This window comes from Streptomyces sp. NPDC032822 (assembly GCF_055578825.1).
Window position 1 is genome coordinate 567,905 of sequence record NZ_JBVIOL010000004.1, and the last position, 16,629, is coordinate 584,533.

At 73.1% G+C, this 16,629-nt stretch carries 16 protein-coding genes; 14 read left to right on the plus strand and 2 right to left on the minus strand.

Annotated elements, in window-relative coordinates; genetic code table 11:
* Positions 1-44: 44 nt before the first annotated feature.
* Positions 45-1,235: a pyridoxal phosphate-dependent aminotransferase gene (locus tag ACZ5VD_RS15035; RefSeq protein ID WP_468682422.1), complete on the minus strand. Its 1,191-nt coding sequence runs from the start codon at positions 1,233-1,235 to the stop codon at positions 45-47.
* 129 nt (positions 1,236-1,364) lie between these two features.
* On the opposite strand from ACZ5VD_RS15035, the gene ACZ5VD_RS15040 reads away from it, so the two are divergent.
* From ACZ5VD_RS15040 to kynU, 11 genes are all read left to right on the plus strand, one after another.
* Positions 1,365-1,718 carry a hypothetical protein gene (locus ACZ5VD_RS15040; RefSeq protein ID WP_468553734.1) on the plus strand — a complete coding sequence of 118 codons (354 nt, stop codon included), beginning with the start codon at positions 1,365-1,367 and terminating at the stop codon, positions 1,716-1,718.
* A 419-nt stretch (positions 1,719-2,137) separates the two neighbouring features.
* A complete protein-coding gene (locus ACZ5VD_RS15045) occupies positions 2,138-2,695 on the plus strand; it encodes a DUF2617 family protein (RefSeq protein WP_468553733.1) in 558 nt (185 codons plus the stop codon).
* A 110-nt stretch (positions 2,696-2,805) separates the two neighbouring features.
* Positions 2,806-4,443: a polyamine aminopropyltransferase gene (locus tag ACZ5VD_RS15050; RefSeq protein WP_468682423.1), complete on the plus strand. Its 1,638-nt coding sequence runs from the start codon at positions 2,806-2,808 to the stop codon at positions 4,441-4,443.
* Between the two features lie 154 nt (positions 4,444-4,597).
* Positions 4,598-5,611 carry an SRPBCC family protein gene (locus tag ACZ5VD_RS15055; protein ID WP_468682424.1) on the plus strand — a complete coding sequence of 338 codons (1,014 nt, stop codon included), beginning with the start codon at positions 4,598-4,600 and terminating at the stop codon, positions 5,609-5,611.
* A 57-nt stretch (positions 5,612-5,668) separates the two neighbouring features.
* Entirely contained in the window at positions 5,669-6,457 is a 789-nt protein-coding gene (locus ACZ5VD_RS15060) for an aldose epimerase family protein (RefSeq protein WP_468682425.1), read from the plus strand.
* Positions 6,458-6,467: 10 nt separating this feature from the next.
* On the plus strand, positions 6,468-7,016 hold the full coding sequence (gene pyrE, locus ACZ5VD_RS15065) for an orotate phosphoribosyltransferase (protein ID WP_468553729.1): 549 nt from the start codon (positions 6,468-6,470) through the stop codon (positions 7,014-7,016).
* Between the two features lie 142 nt (positions 7,017-7,158).
* The gene (fbaA, locus tag ACZ5VD_RS15070; protein WP_468553728.1) at positions 7,159-8,190 is read left to right on the plus strand and encodes a class II fructose-bisphosphate aldolase; all 1,032 of its coding nucleotides are present in this window, start codon (positions 7,159-7,161) and stop codon (positions 8,188-8,190) included.
* Positions 8,191-8,256: 66 nt separating this feature from the next.
* On the plus strand, positions 8,257-9,723 hold the full coding sequence (locus ACZ5VD_RS15075) for an MFS transporter (protein ID WP_468553727.1): 1,467 nt from the start codon (positions 8,257-8,259) through the stop codon (positions 9,721-9,723).
* Between the two features lie 90 nt (positions 9,724-9,813).
* Positions 9,814-10,227 (plus strand): DUF3151 domain-containing protein, encoded by a 414-nt coding sequence (locus ACZ5VD_RS15080; protein ID WP_468553726.1) that lies wholly within the window; start codon positions 9,814-9,816, stop codon positions 10,225-10,227.
* 164 nt (positions 10,228-10,391) lie between these two features.
* On the plus strand, positions 10,392-11,231 hold the full coding sequence (locus ACZ5VD_RS15085) for a tryptophan 2,3-dioxygenase family protein (RefSeq protein WP_468553725.1): 840 nt from the start codon (positions 10,392-10,394) through the stop codon (positions 11,229-11,231).
* On the plus strand, positions 11,224-12,417 hold the full coding sequence (kynU, locus tag ACZ5VD_RS15090) for a kynureninase (RefSeq protein WP_468682426.1): 1,194 nt from the start codon (positions 11,224-11,226) through the stop codon (positions 12,415-12,417). The genes ACZ5VD_RS15085 and kynU overlap by 8 nt, the downstream gene beginning before the upstream one ends.
* A gap of 49 nt (positions 12,418-12,466) precedes the next feature.
* Here kynU and ACZ5VD_RS15095 read toward each other — a convergent pair whose 3' ends face one another.
* The gene (locus tag ACZ5VD_RS15095) at positions 12,467-13,096 is read right to left on the minus strand and encodes a TetR/AcrR family transcriptional regulator (protein WP_468682427.1); all 630 of its coding nucleotides are present in this window, start codon (positions 13,094-13,096) and stop codon (positions 12,467-12,469) included.
* 255 nt (positions 13,097-13,351) lie between these two features.
* Between ACZ5VD_RS15095 and ACZ5VD_RS15100 the strand changes: the two genes are divergently transcribed.
* The 3 genes from ACZ5VD_RS15100 to ACZ5VD_RS15110 all read left to right on the plus strand — a co-directional run bounded on the left by ACZ5VD_RS15100 (position 13,352) and on the right by ACZ5VD_RS15110 (position 16,623).
* Entirely contained in the window at positions 13,352-14,248 is an 897-nt protein-coding gene (locus ACZ5VD_RS15100; RefSeq protein ID WP_468553722.1) for an alpha/beta hydrolase, read from the plus strand.
* Positions 14,249-14,587: 339 nt separating this feature from the next.
* A complete protein-coding gene (locus ACZ5VD_RS15105) occupies positions 14,588-15,961 on the plus strand; it encodes a sensor histidine kinase (RefSeq protein ID WP_468682428.1) in 1,374 nt (457 codons plus the stop codon).
* Entirely contained in the window at positions 15,958-16,623 is a 666-nt protein-coding gene (locus tag ACZ5VD_RS15110) for a response regulator (protein WP_468682429.1), read from the plus strand. The genes ACZ5VD_RS15105 and ACZ5VD_RS15110 overlap by 4 nt, the downstream gene beginning before the upstream one ends.
* Positions 16,624-16,629: the final 6 nt, after the last annotated feature.

Here is a 16,629-nt window from a genome sequence, read left to right on the forward strand (position 1 = left end):
TCGCGCCAGAAGCCGCCGGCCCCGTTCCGCCCCGCCCCGTGGTGTCAGACCCTGAGTGTCTTCAGGCGGGTCACCGCTGCCTCCAGTACCGAGGTCTGCTTGCAGAACGCGAAGCGGACGAAGGGGGCGCCCTCCTCGCGGTGGTCGTAGAAGACGGCGTTCGGGATGGCGACCACGCCGGCCCGTTCGGGCAGGGCGCGGCAGAAGGCGAAGCCGTCCTTCTCGCCGAGGGGGCGGATGTCGGTGGTGACGAAGTAGGTGCCGGCGGGCTTGAAGACCTCGAAGCCCGCCTCCGTGAGGCCCGTCGCCAGCAGGTCCCTCTTGGCCAGCATGTCCGCGCGGAAGGCGTCGAAGTAGGTGTCCGGGAGGGCGAGTGCCTCGGCGACCGCGTACTGGAACGGGCCGGACGCCACGTACGTCAGGAACTGCTTCGCCGAGCGGACGGCCGTGACCAGCTCCGGGGCCGCCGTCACCCAGCCGACCTTCCAGCCGGTGAACGAGAACGTCTTGCCGGCCGAGCCGATCGACACCGTGCGCCCGCGCATCCCCGGGAAGGTCGCCAGCGGGATGTGCTCGGCCTCGTCGAAGACCAGGTGCTCGTACACCTCGTCGGTGACGACGAGCAGGTCCCGCTCGACCGCCAGCTCGGCGATCGCGGTCAGCTCCTCGCGGGTGAGCACCGTGCCGGTCGGGTTGTGCGGGGTGTTGATCAGCAGCAGCCGGGTGCGGTCGGTGACGGCGGCCCGCAGCTCGTCCAGGTCGAGGCGGAAGCGGCCCGCGTCGGGGCGGAGCGTGACCGGCACGCGTGTGCCGCCCGCCAGCGCGATGCAGGCCGCGTACGAGTCGTAGTACGGCTCCAGGGCCACGACCTCGTCACCGGGCTCCACCAGGGCGAGCAGGGTGGCGGCGATGGCCTCCGTGGCGCCGGCCGTCACCAGCACCTCCGCGTCCGGGTCGTACGACAGGCCGTACCGGCGTTCCTGGTGCGCGGCGATCGCCGTCCGCAGCTCCGGGACGCCCGGACCCGGCGGGTACTGGTTGCCGCGACCGTCGCGCAGCGCCCGTACGGCCGCCTCCCTGACCTCCTCGGGCCCGTCCGTGTCGGGGAAACCCTGACCGAGGTTGATCGACCCGGTCCGCAGGGCCAGGGCGGACATCTCGGCGAAGATCGTCGTCCCGAACTCGGCGAGCCGGCGGTTGAGGAGGGGGCGTGCGCTGGAGGTCATGCCGGTCATCCTGCGCCCAAGCTCTGGAGTTCCTCAACTCTGCTTTGGCCCGTGAGACGGAGGGGCATCTCCACGGCACGCACCAATCGAGGCGCCCACGGGGGGCCGCTTCGGGGGAATCGGAAGGAGGGTGGCGCCATGGTTCTCGGCATCATCCTGGGCATCTGCTGCTTCGTACTGGTCGCGCCGGCCGTCGTGATCACTCTGATCGGCCGACGGCTGCGGGCACGGGCCGCCGGACGCGGCATGGGGACCCGCCAGTTGCGGGGCGGCGGCAGCCACCACAGCAGCAGCGGCAGCGACAACAGCTGGTGGGCGGCGGGCGGCCTCGGCTTCGGCGACAGCGGCTCGTCCGACAGCGGCGGCTCGCACGGTGGTTCACACGGCGGCTCGCACGGCGGCCACTCCTGCGGAGGCGGCAGCTCGTCCTGCGGCGGGTCGTCGTCCTGCGGGGGAGGAGGCGGGGGCGGATGCGGCGGCGGAGGCAGCTGACACGGGGCAGCTGAGCTCCCGGAAGGGGGAACCGCATCCGGTACGGGGGAGAAGCGGGGGCGTGGAGTCCGATCCTGGGTCGGACCGCACGCCCCCGCTTCCCTGTCCCGCGCCGGCCGGGTATCACAACACCCCCGCGCACGCCCTGCCCGCCTCGGCGCACGCCGTGGTTGAACAGTTGAGCTGTGGAGCCCTCTGAGGGATGGAAACCCCACGAAGTTGGGTAAAAACGCTGTGGCGGCGCCACAGTTCATGATTCCCTCTAAAACACCAACGCGGCCCCCGGGCCCTGTCGTCAGACAACCCGCGGACACCCGACCCGACACTCCGACTGCGCCGACCGGGCCGAACACCCCGGTGCCGACCGGGGTGCGCCGGACCCACACCTCCCTTTCTTTGCGTGCCAGCGGAGCCGATCCATGCTCACGACCCTGAACACCTCCTACACCGACACGCGCGCGGCCGACCTCGCCTGGGCCCTGGGGCGCGAGCCGCTGCCCGCGCTGGCCACGCTCGACCTCGAACTGACGGGCGCAAAGCTTCAGTTGAGACTTCTCGGGGCGTCCCACCAGGTACTCCTGGAAGAGGCTCGGGGCAGTTGTTCGGAGACGGTGGCGTGCATTCCGGGAAGCAGCACCCCGCTCCCGCTCGGGGTGGCCAAGCGGGTGGGTGACTGGGAGTACGAGTTCGCAGCCCGGGTCGAGATCCTGACGCCCGGCTCCTTCGCGGGCCGCGCCCAGGAGTTGCTGGCCCTGGTCGCCGACCATCCGAACGGCCTCGCGGGCGTCTTCCCCGGCAGCCCGCACGCGTTCACGGCGATGCTGGCCCAACGGCACGAGGGACAGGTGCACTGGCGGACCTGGCACGCCTATCCGCAGGACGGCCAGCTGGTGGCGACGCGGACCCGGGTGGGGGTGCGCGTCCCGGCGGACCGACTCGGGACGCGCCAGGCCGATTTGAGCCCGTCCGGAGTGTGAGGATCCGAACCGGATCCCAACCGGATCCAAACCCGGCACGCTCAACTGACCGACTGATTCCACACGTGTGGGTGACGAAGCGTGCCGCGGCCGTGACGTAACGTCGCAGCGTGATCGAACCGCACGCGCCCGCCCCGCCCGGCACCTCGCCGTCCTGGGCAGGCTCCGCGCGGCTGCCCGTTCGCCCCGGCACGGGCAGGTTCCTGGTCCTGACCTGCGTCTTCGTGTGCGCATCCTGCGGACTGGTGTACGAACTCGAACTCGTCGCCCTCGCCACGTATCTGATCGGCGACTCGGTCACCCAGGCCTCCGTCGTGCTGTCCGTCATGGTCTTCGCGATGGGCATCGGCTCCCTCGCCGCCAAACGGCTGCGCTGGCGTGCGGCTGCCGCCTTCGGCGCGGTCGAGGCGGCCCTCGCCCTGGTCGGCGGCTGCAGCGCGATGACCCTGTACGCGGTCTTCGCCTGGACCGGCGACTGGGGTGGCCTGTGGGCGAGCGGCCCGCGCTGCCTCCTGGTCGCCTTCTCCCTGGCCATCGGCCTGTTGATCGGCGCCGAGGTCCCCCTCCTCATGGAGCTGATCCAGCGCATCCGGCGCCAGGACGCGGGCGGCGCGGTCGCCGACCTGTTCGCCGCGGACTACGTCGGCGCCCTGGTCGGCGGCCTGGCCTTCCCCTTCCTGCTGCTGCCCCTGCTCGGCCAGTTGACCGGCGCCCTGCTGACCGGCACGGTCAATCTGCTCGCCGGCGGTGCCCTCGTCCTCGGTCTGTTCCGCCGCGACCTGAGCCGCCGCGCCCGCTGGCTCCTGCTGCTCGGCAACCTGGCCGTGTTCGCCGTCCTCGCCACGGCCGCCGTCCTCGTCGACGACTTCGAACGGGCCGCGCGCCAGGCGGTCTACGGCCAGGACGTCCGGGTCGCCGTGCAGAGCGACGACCAGGAGATCGTCCTCACCGGCGGCCCCGACGGCCGCTCCCTCGGCCTTTTCCTCGACGGCCGCCTCCGGGTCAGCGGACGCGACGAGTACCGCTACCACGAGGCCCTGGTCCACCCCGCGATGAACGGCCCGCACGCGCGCGTGCTGATCCTCGGCGGCGGAGACGGACTCGCCGCCCGCGAGGTGCTCCGGCACGAGGGCGTCCACCGGGTCGACGTCGTCGAACTCGACGGCGAGGTCGTCCAACTGGCCCGCCACGACCCGGCCCTCTCCCGGCTCAACGGCCATGTCTACGGCGACCCGCGCGTCCATGTCACGACCGAGGACTCCTTCGACTGGCTGCGCGGGGCGCCACCCGCCACGTACGACGTGGTCATCGCCGACCTCCCCGACCCGGGCATCACCGCGAGCACCAAGCTGTACGCGCAGGAGTTCTACGGCCTGGCCCGCCGCGCCCTCACGACCGACGGCCGCCTCGCCGTGCACGCCGGTCCGGTCACCTCCCGGCCGCACGTCTTCTGGACGGTGGACGCGACCGTGCGCGCCGCCGGCCTGCACACCGTCCCCTACCGCGTGGGCGGCCGGGACTCCGGCTTCGCCGCGGGCCCCGACCGCTCGGCCGGCGCGTCGCGGGCCCCGCACGACTGGGGCTTCGTGCTCGCGGCACCGGGGCGGCGGCCGGCGCTGCGCCTGGACCCCGCAGGCCCCCACCCCCGCACCCTGAACCAGGCGTCCCTGACGGCGGACGCGAGGGAGGCGGCCATGACCCGGATCCGGGGGCTGCCGGCTTCGACGCTGGTCCATCCGCGGTACTGAGCGGTACTGAGGGGGCGGGCGAGGGCAGGGAGGGCCCCCGGACGGGGGCCGGGAGCGGGCCGGGGTGAACGGGCGGAGGCGTCGGGGGGCGACGCGCGGTCACTTTCGGGCAACGGAGGTGCACCGCGGCACTCACTGGGTAGTGTCGGCTGACATGGAGCATGAGGTGTTCGTTCCGGTTCCGGCCGATCGGCTCCGGGAGGCGCTGGCCGACCCCGCACGGGTCGCCCGGGCGGTCCCCGGGCTCCACCAGGACGCCGGTGCCGAGCCGGTCGCCGGTCGCCTGAAGGTGCGCGTCGGCAGCCACTCCGTCACCTACCGCGGAGCGGCCCGTATCGCGGGGCAGGCCGACGGCTCGTACGCCGTCGAGGGCGACGCGGTCGAGGCCCGCGGCACCGGCACGGTCAAGGTGGCCCTCACCCTCCGCCTCCGGGACACGGACGGCGGCTCCACGGTCACCTTCGACGGTACGGCGACGGCGAACGGCCGCGTCACGGAACTCCCGCGGGACGCGGTGACCGCGGCGGTGACGCGGCTGCTGAGCCGGTTCGCGGAGGGCCTGGCGGCGCCGGAGGACGCACCGGAGGAACCGGAAGCGGCGCAGGCCCCGGAAGCGGGGGAGGCGGCGGAGGCTCTGGAAGCGGCGCCGGAGCCCACGGCAGACAAGGCACCCGAGCCACCCCGGGCCCCGGAACTGCCTCAAACCCCGGAACCGCCCCGAGCTCCGGAACCACCCCGGGCCCCCGAGCCGCCTCAGACCCCGGAACCACCTCGGACTCCCGAACCACCCCAGGCCCCGCAACCACCTCAGGCCCCGCAACCACCCCGGGCCCCCGAGCCTCCTCAGGCCCCCGAACCACCCCGGGCACCCGAACCACCTCGGGCCCCCGAACCACCTCGGGCCCCCGAACCACCCCGAGCCCCTCACCCGTCCCAGGACCACACCGCCCCCGCCGGTCCGCCCGCCGAGGCGGCGCATGCGCGGCGGACGATGATCGGGCGCAGTGCGGAGGAGGTCGACCACGCGCCGCCCCGCGGCCGGTACGCGCCGGTTCCCGCACCGCAGACCGTCGCGTCCCACCAGGCCCTGCGCTGGGCGGCGCCCGCGGCTGCCCTCGTCGTGGCGTCGGTGATCGTGGCGGGGCGGGCGCTGCGCAAGCGTCGCTGAGGCGACCCGGCCCGCGCCCCCGTACACCCTCTGGGCCGGTCCCAGTAGGGTCGTCCCGTGAGTAGCGAAGACATCACGCTGACCGCGGGCGACGCGGAAGTGACCGTGCAGCCGGGCAACGGCGGCCGGGTGGGAGGGCTCCGCGTCGGTGGGGTCGAACTCCTGCGCCAGGGCGACCGGTTCGGCTGTTTCCCGATGGTGCCCTGGTGCGGCCGGACCAGGGACGGCCGGTTCCGGGACGGGGCCGCCGTCCACCAACTGCCGCTCAACTCCCCGCCGCACGCCATCCACGGCACCGTGCGCGACGGCGCCTGGCGCCGGGCCCGCGTCACGGAGAACGAGGCGGTCATCACGTACGACCTGGTCGAGCCGTGGCCCTACCCGGGCCGTGTCACCCAGGCCGTCGCCCTCACCGAGGACGGCCTGACGCTGACCATGTCGGTGGAGACGTACGACTCGTCCTTCCCGGCACAGATCGGCTGGCACCCGTGGTTCAACCGGAACCTCGGGCAGGAGGACGTGCGGCTGGACTTCGCGCCGGCCTGGCAGGAGGAGAGCGGCGCGGACCATCTGCCCACCGGCAACCGGATCGACCCGCGGCCCGGGCCCTGGGACGACTGCTTCGGTGTGCCCGACGGCGTCGACGTCACGCTCACCTGGCCCGGCCAGCTGGAGCTGCGGGTGACCAGCCCCGAGCAGTGGGTCGTCGTGTACGACGAGCAGGAGGCCGCGGTGTGCGTGGAGCCGCAGACCGGGCCGCCCGACGGTCTGAACACGCTGCCTCGCCTGGTCACGCCGCTGGAGCCGCTCGAAGCCACGACCGGCTGGGCCTGGCGCCGCCTCTAAGCTGACAGGCATGACTGACGTTCGCGGCGCGCTGCTGCAGCAGATCAAGGACAAGGCCGTGGTGCACGGCAAGGTGACCCTGTCGTCGGGTCTGGAGGCCGACTACTACGTCGACCTGCGGCGCATCACCCTCGACGGCGAGGCCGCCCCGCTGGTGGGTCAGGTCCTCCTCGACCTGACCGCCGACCTGGAGTTCGACGCGGTCGGCGGGCTGACCATGGGCGCCGACCCGGTGGCCGCGTCGATGCTGCACGCGGCCGCCGCCCGGGGGCGGAAGCTGGACGCCTTCGTCGTCCGCAAGGCCGCCAAGGCGCACGGGCTGCAGAGGCAGGTGGAGGGGCCGGAGATCGCCGGCCGCCGGGTGCTGGTCGTCGAGGACACCTCCACCACCGGGGGTTCCCCGCTCACCGCCGTGGAGGCCGTGCGCGCGGCCGGCGCGGAGGTCGTCGCCGTCGCCACGATCGTCGACCGGGCCACCGGTGCCGCCGAGAAGATCGAACAGGGCGCCTCGGTGCCGTACCGCTTCGCGTACTCCAAGGACGAGCTGGGTCTCGACTGACCGCGGCCGCGACCGCAGCATGGACCATTCGGCCAGGTCTGGAAGGATGGGGCCGACGACGACGTCATCCCCAAGGTCTAGGTCAGGGCCGTAGGACGCAGAACGCCACCCGCACATCCCGCACATACCAAGGAGCGGACAGATGCCCATCGCAACCCCCGAGGTCTACAACGAGATGCTCGACCGGGCGAAGGCAGGCAGGTTCGCCTACCCGGCCATCAACGTGACCTCGTCGCAGACCCTGCACGCGGCCCTGCGCGGTTTCGCGGAGGCGGAGAGCGACGGCATCGTCCAGATCTCGACGGGTGGCGCCGAGTTCCTGGGCGGTCAGCACAACAAGGACATGGTGACCGGCGCGGTCGCCCTGGCCGAGTTCGCGCACATCGTCGCCGCGAAGTACGACATCACCGTCGCCCTGCACACGGACCACTGCCCGAAGGACAAGCTGGACGGGTACGTACGCCCGCTGCTGGCCGTCTCCGAGGAGCGCGTCAAGGCCGGGCGGAACCCGCTGTTCCAGTCGCACATGTGGGACGGCTCGGCCGAGACCCTCGCCGACAACCTGTCCATCGCGCAGGAGCTGCTGGAGATCGCCCGCGCCGCCAAGATCATCCTTGAGGTGGAGATCACCCCGACCGGCGGCGAGGAGGACGGCGTCTCGCACGAGATCAACGACTCGCTGTACACGACGGTCGACGACGCCGTGCGTACGGTCGAGGCGCTGGGCCTGGGCGAGAAGGGCCGCTACCTGCTGGCCGCGTCCTTCGGCAACGTCCACGGCGTGTACAAGCCGGGCAACGTGGTCCTCCGTCCCGACCTGCTGAAGGACCTGAACGAGGGCATCGCCGCCAAGTACGGCAAGCCGGCCGGCTCCCAGCCGTTCGACTTCGTCTTCCACGGCGGCTCCGGCTCCTCCGCGGAGGAGATCGCGACCGCGCTGGAGAACGGCGTCGTCAAGATGAACATCGACACCGACACCCAGTACGCGTTCACGCGCCCGGTCGTCGACCACGCGTTCCGCAACTACGACGGCGTCCTGAAGGTCGACGGCGAGGTCGGCTCCAAGAAGCTCTACGACCCGCGCACCTGGGGCAAGCTCGCCGAGGCCGGCATGGCCGCGCGCGTCGTCGAGGCCTGCTCCAACCTGCGTTCCAGCGGCACGAAGATCAAGTAGCCGGTCCTCGCAGGCCGTTTCAGCGAGCCCGGTGCCACAGCACCGGGCTCGCTGTATATCTGGGGCATGTCCGATGTCCGGTTGGCCTCCCCGCAGGGCCGTTGGATCCTGCTCACCACCGTCCTCGGCTCCAGCATGGCGATGCTGGACTCGACCGTCGTCAACGTCGCCCTGCCGCGCATCGGCCGCGACCTGGACGCCGACCTCGCCGCCCTCCAGTGGACCGTCAACGCGTACACGCTGACGCTGGCCGGACTGATCCTGCTGGGCGGATCGCTGGGCGACCGCTACGGCCGCCGCAAGGTCTTCGTGATCGGCGTCGTCTGGTTCGCCGCCGCCTCGCTGCTGTGCGGGATCGCCCCGAACGGCGGCTCCCTGATCGCCGCCCGGGCTCTCCAGGGCGTCGGGGGCGCGCTCCTCACCCCGGGCTCCCTCGCTCTCATCCAGGCCTCCTTCCACCCCGACGACCGGGGCCGGGCCGTCGGCCTGTGGTCCGGGTTCGGCGGGATCGGGGCGGCGGTCGGACCGTTCGTGGGCGGCTGGCTGGTGGACGGACCCGGCTGGCGCTGGGTGTTCCTGCTCAACGTGCCGCTGGCGCTGCTGTGCGCGCCGATCGCCGTACGGCATGTTCCGGAGTCCGGGGACGGCCGCAAGCACACGAGCTTCGACGTGCTCGGGGCCGTCCTCGGGGCGCTGGCGCTCGCCTTCGTCACCTACGCGCTGATCGAGGCGCGGGCGGGCTCCCTGGCGGTCGTGCTCACCGCCGTGCTCGGGGTGGCCGCCGCCGTGGCCTTCGTGCTGGTCGAGCGGCGCCGGGAGGATCCGATGATGCCGCCGGACATCTTCGCGTCCCGCCAGTTCACCGCGGTCAACCTGGTCACGCTGTGCGTGTACGCGGCCTTCGGCGGTTTCTTCTTCCTCGCCGCGCTCCAGCTCCAGGTGGTCGTCGGCTACTCCGCGCTGGCCGCCGGTACGTCCCTCCTGCCGATCACCGTCCTGATGCTGCTGCTGTCCGCGCGCTCCGGTGAGCTGGGCGAACGGATCGGCCCGCGCATCCCGCTCACCGTGGGGCCGCTGCTCGCCGCCGCCGGGATGCTCATGATGCTGCGGGTCGGGCCGGGGGCGTCCTACGCCGTCGACGTGCTGCCCGCGCTGCTGGTCCTCGGCCTGGGCATGGTCGCCCTGGTCGCCCCGCTGACGGCGACCGTCCTCGGCTCCGTGGGCACCGCGCGGGCCGGGCTGGCCAGCGGGATCAACAACGCGGCGGCCCGCGCGGCCGGCCTCGTCGCGGTCGCCGCGCTGCCCCTGATCGCCGGGATGGGCGAGGAGGCGTACCGGTCGCCGGGGGCCTTCGACGCCGCGTTCGGGCGGGCCATGGCGGTGTGCGCGGGCGTGCTGGTGGTGGGGGCGGTCGTCGCCTTCGCGACGGTACGGACGCCGCCACCGGGCTGCCGGAAGCCGGAGTGCCTGACGCACGGGTCGGTGCTGGCGCCGCCGCTGGAGGGGGAGCGGGCGCACAGACGCCTGTCCTAGCGGTGGGCGGGGGCCGTCGTGGGGACGGGCGGGGCCGCCGCCTCGGTACGACGGCCCGCCGTCCCGCTCCGGATGGAGGAGACTTGACCCATGTCCATTCACGAAAACCTCCTCGGGGGACCGCCCCCGACCCATCTCCCCGACGACCCGGAGCCCAGGGAGCTGCTCGCGAACGACACCCCGCCCGCGGACGTCGCCGCGAAGTACCCGACCTCCTCCCTGGCCTGGGCCCAGCTGGCCGACGAGGCCTTCGAGCGGGGCAGCGTCGTGGAGTCGTACGCCTACGCCCGCACGGGCTACCACCGCGGCCTGGACTCGCTGCGCCGCAGCGGCTGGAAGGGCCACGGCCCGGTCCCCTGGGAGCACGAGCCGAACCGCGGCTTCCTGCGCGCCCTGCACGGCCTCGCCCGCGCCGCCCAGGCGATCGGCGAGCAGGAGGAGTACGAGCGCTGCTCGCAGTTCCTGAAGGACTCCTCGCCGACGGCGGCCCAGACCCTGGGCTAGCTCCCGGGCCGAGTCGTCGTTCTCCTGTCGGGCCCGCCTGGGGTGATCAGGCGGGCCTTGCCTTTTCGGGGGAGCATCGAAGAGGATGCCCGACGGGGACCGGGGCCCCCTGTCGAGAACGGCAGGGGCGGACCGCTACCCGGAGTACACAACAGGAGACAGCGATGTCCCACGAGGCTCAGGAAACGCAGGAGCCCGAGACCCCGCATCTCGACTTCCACGGCACGACCCCGTACGAGGACTACGTACAGGCGGACGTGCTCACCCACCTCCAGCACACCCTCTCCGACGATCCCGGAGAGATGGTCTTCCTGGTCACGACCCAGGTGATGGAGCTGTGGTTCACCGTCATCGTCCACGAGTGGGAGACCGCGGCCCGCGCCCTGCGCTCCGGTGACGTGCCGACCGCCGTCGCCGCGCTGAAGCGTTCCGTACGGGAGCTGGAGGCGCTGACCGCCTCCTGGAAGCCGCTCGGACAGCTCACCCCGGCCCAGTTCAACGCGTACCGCTCCGCCCTCGGCGAGGGCTCCGGCTTCCAGTCCGCGATGTACCGCCGCATGGAGTTCCTGCTCGGCGACAAGTCCGCGTCCATGCTGGTCCCGCACCGGGGCGCGCCCCGCGTCCACGCGGAACTGGAGAAGGCGCTGCACGAGCCCAGCCTGTACGACGAGGTGCTGCGGCTGCTCGCGCGGCGCGGGCACGCGATCCCGGACGCCGTCGTGGAGCGGGACGTCTCCCGCCGCTACGAGCCCTCTCCCGAGGTGGAGGCGGTGTGGACCGCGCTCTACTCGGGCGAGGAGAGCGACGAACTCGCCCGCCTCGGCGAGGCGTTGACCGATGTCGCCGAACTGGTGTGGCGCTGGCGCAACGACCATCTGGTCGCCACCCGGCGCGCGATGGGCGCCAAGACCGGCACCGGCGGCTCTGCCGGGGTGGCCTGGCTGGAGAAACGCGCGCAGAAGAACGTCTTCCCCGAGCTGTGGACGGCCCGGTCCCATGTCTGAACTCACCTTCAAGGCACGGGAGTTGGATGCCGGTGACGAACTGGCGGGAGTGCGCTCGCGGTTCGTCCTCGACGAGGTCGTCTACCTCGACGGGAACTCGCTCGGCGCGCTGCCGGCCGCCGTCCCCGGACGCGTCGAGGACGTCGTACGGCGACAGTGGGGCGAGCTGCGCATCCGGTCCTGGGACGAGAGCGGCTGGTGGACCGCGCCCGAGCGGATCGGCGACCTGATCGCTCCGCTGGTGGGTGCGGCGGCCGGGCAGATCGTGGTCGGCGACTCGACAAGTGTCAATGTTTTCAAGGCGGTTGTGGGGGCGGTGCGGCTGGCCCGGATCACCGACCCCGGGCGGGACGAGATCGTCGTCGACGCGACGACCTTCCCCACGGACGGCTACCTCGCCGAGTCGGCGGCCCGGATGACGGGCTGCACCCTGCGTCCGGTGGTTCCGGACCGGGTACCGGGGGTGCTCGGCGAACGTACGGCCGCGGTGCTCCTCAACCACGTCGACTACCGCACCGGCCGCCTGCACGACCTGCCCTCGCTCACCGCCGCCGTGCACGCGGCGGGCGCGGTCGCCGTCTGGGACCTGTGCCACAGCGCGGGCGCCCTGCCGGTCGGACTCGACGAGCACGGGGTCGACCTGGCCGTCGGCTGCACCTACAAGTACCTGAACGGCGGCCCGGGTTCACCGGCCTACCTGTACGTCCGCGCCGGACTCCAGGACCGCTTCGACTCCCCGCTGCCCGGCTGGACCTCGCACGCCGAACCCTTCGGCATGCGCCCCGACTACGAACCGGCCCGGGGCGCCCCTCGGGGCCGCGTCGGTACACCCGACATCCTCTCCATGCTCGCCCTGGAGGCGGCCCTGGAGGTCTGGGACGGCGTCCCGGTCGACGCCGTCCGCGCCAAGTCCCTCGCCCTGACGGACTTCTTCCTCGACTGCGTCGCGGCGTACGTCCCCGCGGGCCGCGTGGAGTCGCTGACTCCGGTGGCCCACGAGGAGCGCGGCAGCCAGGTGGCCCTGCGGTGCGCCGACGCCGGGGAGGTCATGAAGCGGCTGATCGAGCGAGGGGTCGTCGGGGACTTCCGACGCCCGGACGTCCTGCGTTTCGGCTTCACGCCGTTGTACGTCGGGTTCGCCGATGTGGAGCGGGCGGCACGGGTGTTGGGAGAGGTGCTGAAGTAGGCGCCCGGGGCGGGCCGGTTTCGAGCGGTTCGGAGCGGTCGTCGCGGGGTCACGACGGGGTGGCGGGGGCCGGCGGCGGGGCGGCGTACACCCCGGCCCGGGCCGCCGCGACCGCCGCGTCCGCCGCCCGCTCCGCGTCCTCGGGGTGCGGGGCGGCCCCGGTGGTGAGGAAGGCGTAGTGGAGGGGTGCCGCGACCGCCCGCAGGACCGCCCCCGGATCCGTGCCGGCGGGCAACTCGCCCCGGGTGACGCCCTCCGTCACGCACGGCGCCCACTCCGCCACCCGTACCTCGTCCAAGTGGCGCAGCGCCAGGGCCGTCCGCCCGTCGCCCGCCGCCGTGCAGAGGACCGCGCGGAGCAGGGCGCCCTGCCGGGCATCGGCGAGGGTCCGCCGGACCAGCGACGCGTGGGCGCGCAGGTCACCCCGTACGGAACCCGTGCGGGCGCGCGGCGGGGGCTGCTCGGCCAGGTCGGCGAGCAGGTCGGCGACCAGTCCGGTCACCGAGCCCCACCGCCGGTACACGGTCGTCCTGCCGACCTCCGCGCGCCGGGCCACCTCCGCGAGATCGAGCCGGTCGAGACCCCGCTCGGCCAACAGGTCCCCGGCCGCCCGGAGTACGGCCGTACGCACGCGTGCGGTACGCCCGCCGGGGCGCACGGTGCCGGGCTCGGCGGACATGTCGGCCTCCCTTGTTCCACCCGAGGCCTCCACCCGAGGGTGCACCCGAGGGCCGCGATGACACGTACGGGCAGGTATGGGCGGCCTCCGCGTCAGCGTAACGAAACAGCAGAACCGTTTAGCCCTCACCGAGCGTGACATCCGCGTGTCCGCGCACGTCATCGGCCTGGTAGCGTCCCGGCCAACGGCCGAATCCTCCCCACGGGATTGCTTTCCCGGTCCGCCAAGTCTGTTACGTAGCTGAGAGGTTGGAGCATGCCGGACGAAGCCGCAGCTGCCCGTGCCGCCGCAGAAGAGGAGTCGGCCTTCTCGCACCCGGCGGTCGAGCCCGACGCCGTCGCGGCCTACGGCGACCACCCCGACCAGGTGATCGACTTCTACGCCCCGCACGGGCTCCCCGTACCGGCCGGCGACGCCGGGGCCGGCGCGCTCGCCCCGCTCGTCGTCGTGTTGCACGGAGGAGCGTGGCGGGCACCGTACGACCGCCGTCACATCTCGCCGTTCGCCGGCCACCTGGCCCGGCGGGGGTTCGCGGTGGCGAGCGTGGAGTACCGGCGGGGGAGCGAGGACGCCGGCGGGTCCGGGGCGGTCGCGGGGCGCTGGCCGGACACCTTCGACGATGTCGCCGCCGCCCTGGACGCGCTGCCCGCGCTGGTCCGCGCGCACCTTCCGCAGGGCGACCCGCGCCGCATGGTGGTCACCGGCCACTCGGCGGGCGGCCATCTCGCCCTGTGGGTCTCGGCCCGCCACCTGCTCCCGGCCGACGCGCCCTGGCGCACGGACCGCCCGGCGCCGCTGCGCGGGGTCGTCGCGCTCGCTCCGATCGCGGACTTCGACGTGGCGGAGAAACTCGACGTGTGCGGCGGTGCGGTACGCCAACTCCTGGGCGGGGAGGTCGGGTTCGTCGAACGACAGCCCTACGCGGACCCCGCCCTGCTGCTGCCCACGGGGATCGCGACGACCCTCGTCCAGGGCCGCGCCGATCTGGACGTCCCGCAGGAGGTCGCCGAGTCCTACGCGGACGCCGCGGCCAAGGCCGGCGAGGTGGTGGGCCTGACGCTCCTGGAGGACGTCGGCCACTTCCCGCTGATCGACCCGACGGCGGACGCGTGCGCGGTGGTGACGGAGGAGATCGCCCAGCTGGCGTGGTGACGGAGGCCGCCCGCGACACGCGGGCGTCGACGACGTGAGCGGCGAGGACGAGACCCCACCCGAGGCACGGCGTCCGCACTCTTGCGACGACTCCGGCCCGGACCGGCTCCGGCCCGGACCGGCTCCGGCCCGGACCGGCTCCGGCCCGGACGAGGTCCGGAACTCCGACCGGGCCCGGAACTCCGACCGGGCCCGGAGCAGCCTGGGCGCCCACCCCCACGCCCTCGTCCCGCCCCTCCTCGCCTCCGGCCGCCCACCCCGTAGTACCTGAGGGGGAGGCCGAAGGACCCCTCTCACTGGTGACGACCGCTGCCCGGCCCTCCGCCTACCGTTCTGTATGTGACCGAGACGACCCAGACCCAACCGATGCAGCCGACGCCGCCGCACGACTCGTTTGCCGCGTACAAGGCGCGCAGCCCGGAGTTCCGCCTGGCCGTGGACGCCCTGCGAGGGCTGCGGCAGGACCTGTTCCACGACGCCTTCGCCTACCGCCCGCTGCCCCGGATGCGCGTCGACGGCCCGCTGACCAGGCGGCTGCCCGCGCGCATCAGGGAGTACGCGGTCTGGACACCGCACGCCTGGGTGGTGTTCGCCGGACTGATGGCGGCGACCATCGCCTCCTCCGCCTCCTCCGCCGACGGGGCCGACGACTTCGGCTCGCTGTTCCAGGTCGTGCTGGCCCTGTGCCCGGTCCTGCTGGTGCTGCTGCGGCCCGTCGGCGCCTTCTGGTTCTCCATGGCGGCCGTCCCGGTCGCCGCGCTGTACGGCAACGGATGGGACGACTGGCCGTGGCGGCCCGGCAGCTTCGTCTGCCACCTGACCGTGCTGACGGTCGTGGCGCTGCGCACCAGGCCGCGCACGGCGGCCTGGATGTGGGCCCTGACCGCGCTGTACGGCATGTGCGCGGAGTCTCTCTTCGGGTCGGTCCACTGGTCGTCGAACACCGCCCCCCTGCTGGTCATCTCCGCGCTGGTCCTGCTCGCCGTCACCGTCTGGCACATTCGCCGGGACGCCCGGCAGGAGGTGACCGCCCAGCAGACGGTGACCGCCCACGAGCGGTCCAGGCGCACCCTCCTGGAGGAGCGCACGACCATCGCCCGCGAGCTGCACGACGTGGTCGCGCACCACATGTCGGTCGTCGCGATCCAGGCGGAGGCCGCCCCCTACCGGGTGGAGAACCCGCCGCCGGAGCTGGAGCGGGCCTTCGCCACCATCCGGGAGAACGCGGTCGCGGCCCTCACCGAACTGCGCCGGGTCCTCGGCGTCGTCCGCGCCGAGGACTACGAGGCCCCGGACGCCCCGCAGCCGACCCTCGCCGACCTGGACGCCCTGCTCGCCAACGTGCGGAACACGGGGCTCGACGTCGACAAGGCGGTGACCGGAGCGGTGCGCGAACTGCCGCAGGGCATCGAACTGTCGGCGTACCGGATCGTGCAGGAGGCGCTCAGCAACACCCTGCGGCACGCGCCGGGCGCCGGCGCCCGGGTCGAGATCGGGTACGTCCTGGGCGGACTGGGCCTGCGCATAGTCAACGACCCACCGCCCGCCCCGGCCCTGATCAAGCCCTCGCCCGGCGCCGGGCACGTCATCACCGGGATGCGGGAGCGCGTCTCCATGCTGAACGGCGAGATGACGGCGGGCGCGAGCGCCGAGGGAGGATACGAGGTGGCGGTGTTCCTGCCGGTGTCCGCGGTGAGCGAGGGTGACGCATGACCATCCGGGTACTGATCGCGGACGACCAGATGATGGTGCGCGAGGGCTTCTCGGTCCTGCTGAACGCGATGCCGGACATCGAGGTGGTCGGCGAGGCCGTCAACGGACGGGAGGCGGTCGACCGGGTGCGGGAACTCGCCCCGGACGTGGTCCTGATGGACATCCGGATGCCGGAGCTGAACGGCATCGAGGCGACCAGGGAGATCGTCGCCGCGGACGGCACGGCGAAGGTCCTGGTCCTCACCACGTTCGACCTCGACGAGTACGTGTACCAGGCGCTGCGCGCGGGAGCCTCCGGCTTCCTCCTGAAGGACGCCTCGGCCCGCCAACTCGCCGACGGCGTCAGGGTGGTGGCCTCCGGCGAGGCCCTGCTCGCCCCCACGGTCACCAAGCGTCTGATCAACGAGTTCTCCAAACTGTCCCAGACGCCGCGCCTCATGCCCGCCGCGCAGGCGGCCTACGGCGACCTCACCGACCGGGAGACGGAGGTGCTGGTCCTGATCGCCCAGGGACTGTCCAACGCGGAGATCGCGGGGCGGCTGGTGGTGGCCGAGTCGACGATCAAGACCCATGTCAGCCGGATCCTGGTGAAACTGGGGCTGCGGGACCGTACCCAGGCGGCGGTGTTCGCCTACGAGGCGCACCTGGTCACGCCCGGCTGAGTACCG

What these genes read in the sequence shown, in the direction of transcription:
- pyrE (WP_468553729.1), top strand. Translation starts at nt 6,468, where the DNA reads ATGACTGACGTTCGCGGCGCGCTGCTGCAGCAGATCAAGGACAAGGCC.
- ACZ5VD_RS15035 (WP_468682422.1), bottom strand. Translation starts at nt 1,235, where the DNA reads ATGACCGGCATGACCTCCAGCGCACGCCCCCTCCTCAACCGCCGGCTC.
- ACZ5VD_RS15100 (WP_468553722.1), top strand. Translation starts at nt 13,352, where the DNA reads ATGCCGGACGAAGCCGCAGCTGCCCGTGCCGCCGCAGAAGAGGAGTCG.
- kynU (WP_468682426.1), top strand. Translation starts at nt 11,224, where the DNA reads ATGTCTGAACTCACCTTCAAGGCACGGGAGTTGGATGCCGGTGACGAA.
- ACZ5VD_RS15055 (WP_468682424.1), top strand. Translation starts at nt 4,598, where the DNA reads ATGGAGCATGAGGTGTTCGTTCCGGTTCCGGCCGATCGGCTCCGGGAG.
- ACZ5VD_RS15085 (WP_468553725.1), top strand. Translation starts at nt 10,392, where the DNA reads ATGTCCCACGAGGCTCAGGAAACGCAGGAGCCCGAGACCCCGCATCTC.
- ACZ5VD_RS15045 (WP_468553733.1), top strand. Translation starts at nt 2,138, where the DNA reads ATGCTCACGACCCTGAACACCTCCTACACCGACACGCGCGCGGCCGAC.
- ACZ5VD_RS15095 (WP_468682427.1), bottom strand. Translation starts at nt 13,096, where the DNA reads ATGTCCGCCGAGCCCGGCACCGTGCGCCCCGGCGGGCGTACCGCACGC.
- ACZ5VD_RS15040 (WP_468553734.1), top strand. Translation starts at nt 1,365, where the DNA reads ATGGTTCTCGGCATCATCCTGGGCATCTGCTGCTTCGTACTGGTCGCG.
- ACZ5VD_RS15080 (WP_468553726.1), top strand. Translation starts at nt 9,814, where the DNA reads ATGTCCATTCACGAAAACCTCCTCGGGGGACCGCCCCCGACCCATCTC.
- ACZ5VD_RS15110 (WP_468682429.1), top strand. Translation starts at nt 15,958, where the DNA reads ATGACCATCCGGGTACTGATCGCGGACGACCAGATGATGGTGCGCGAG.
- ACZ5VD_RS15075 (WP_468553727.1), top strand. Translation starts at nt 8,257, where the DNA reads ATGTCCGATGTCCGGTTGGCCTCCCCGCAGGGCCGTTGGATCCTGCTC.
- fbaA (WP_468553728.1), top strand. Translation starts at nt 7,159, where the DNA reads ATGCCCATCGCAACCCCCGAGGTCTACAACGAGATGCTCGACCGGGCG.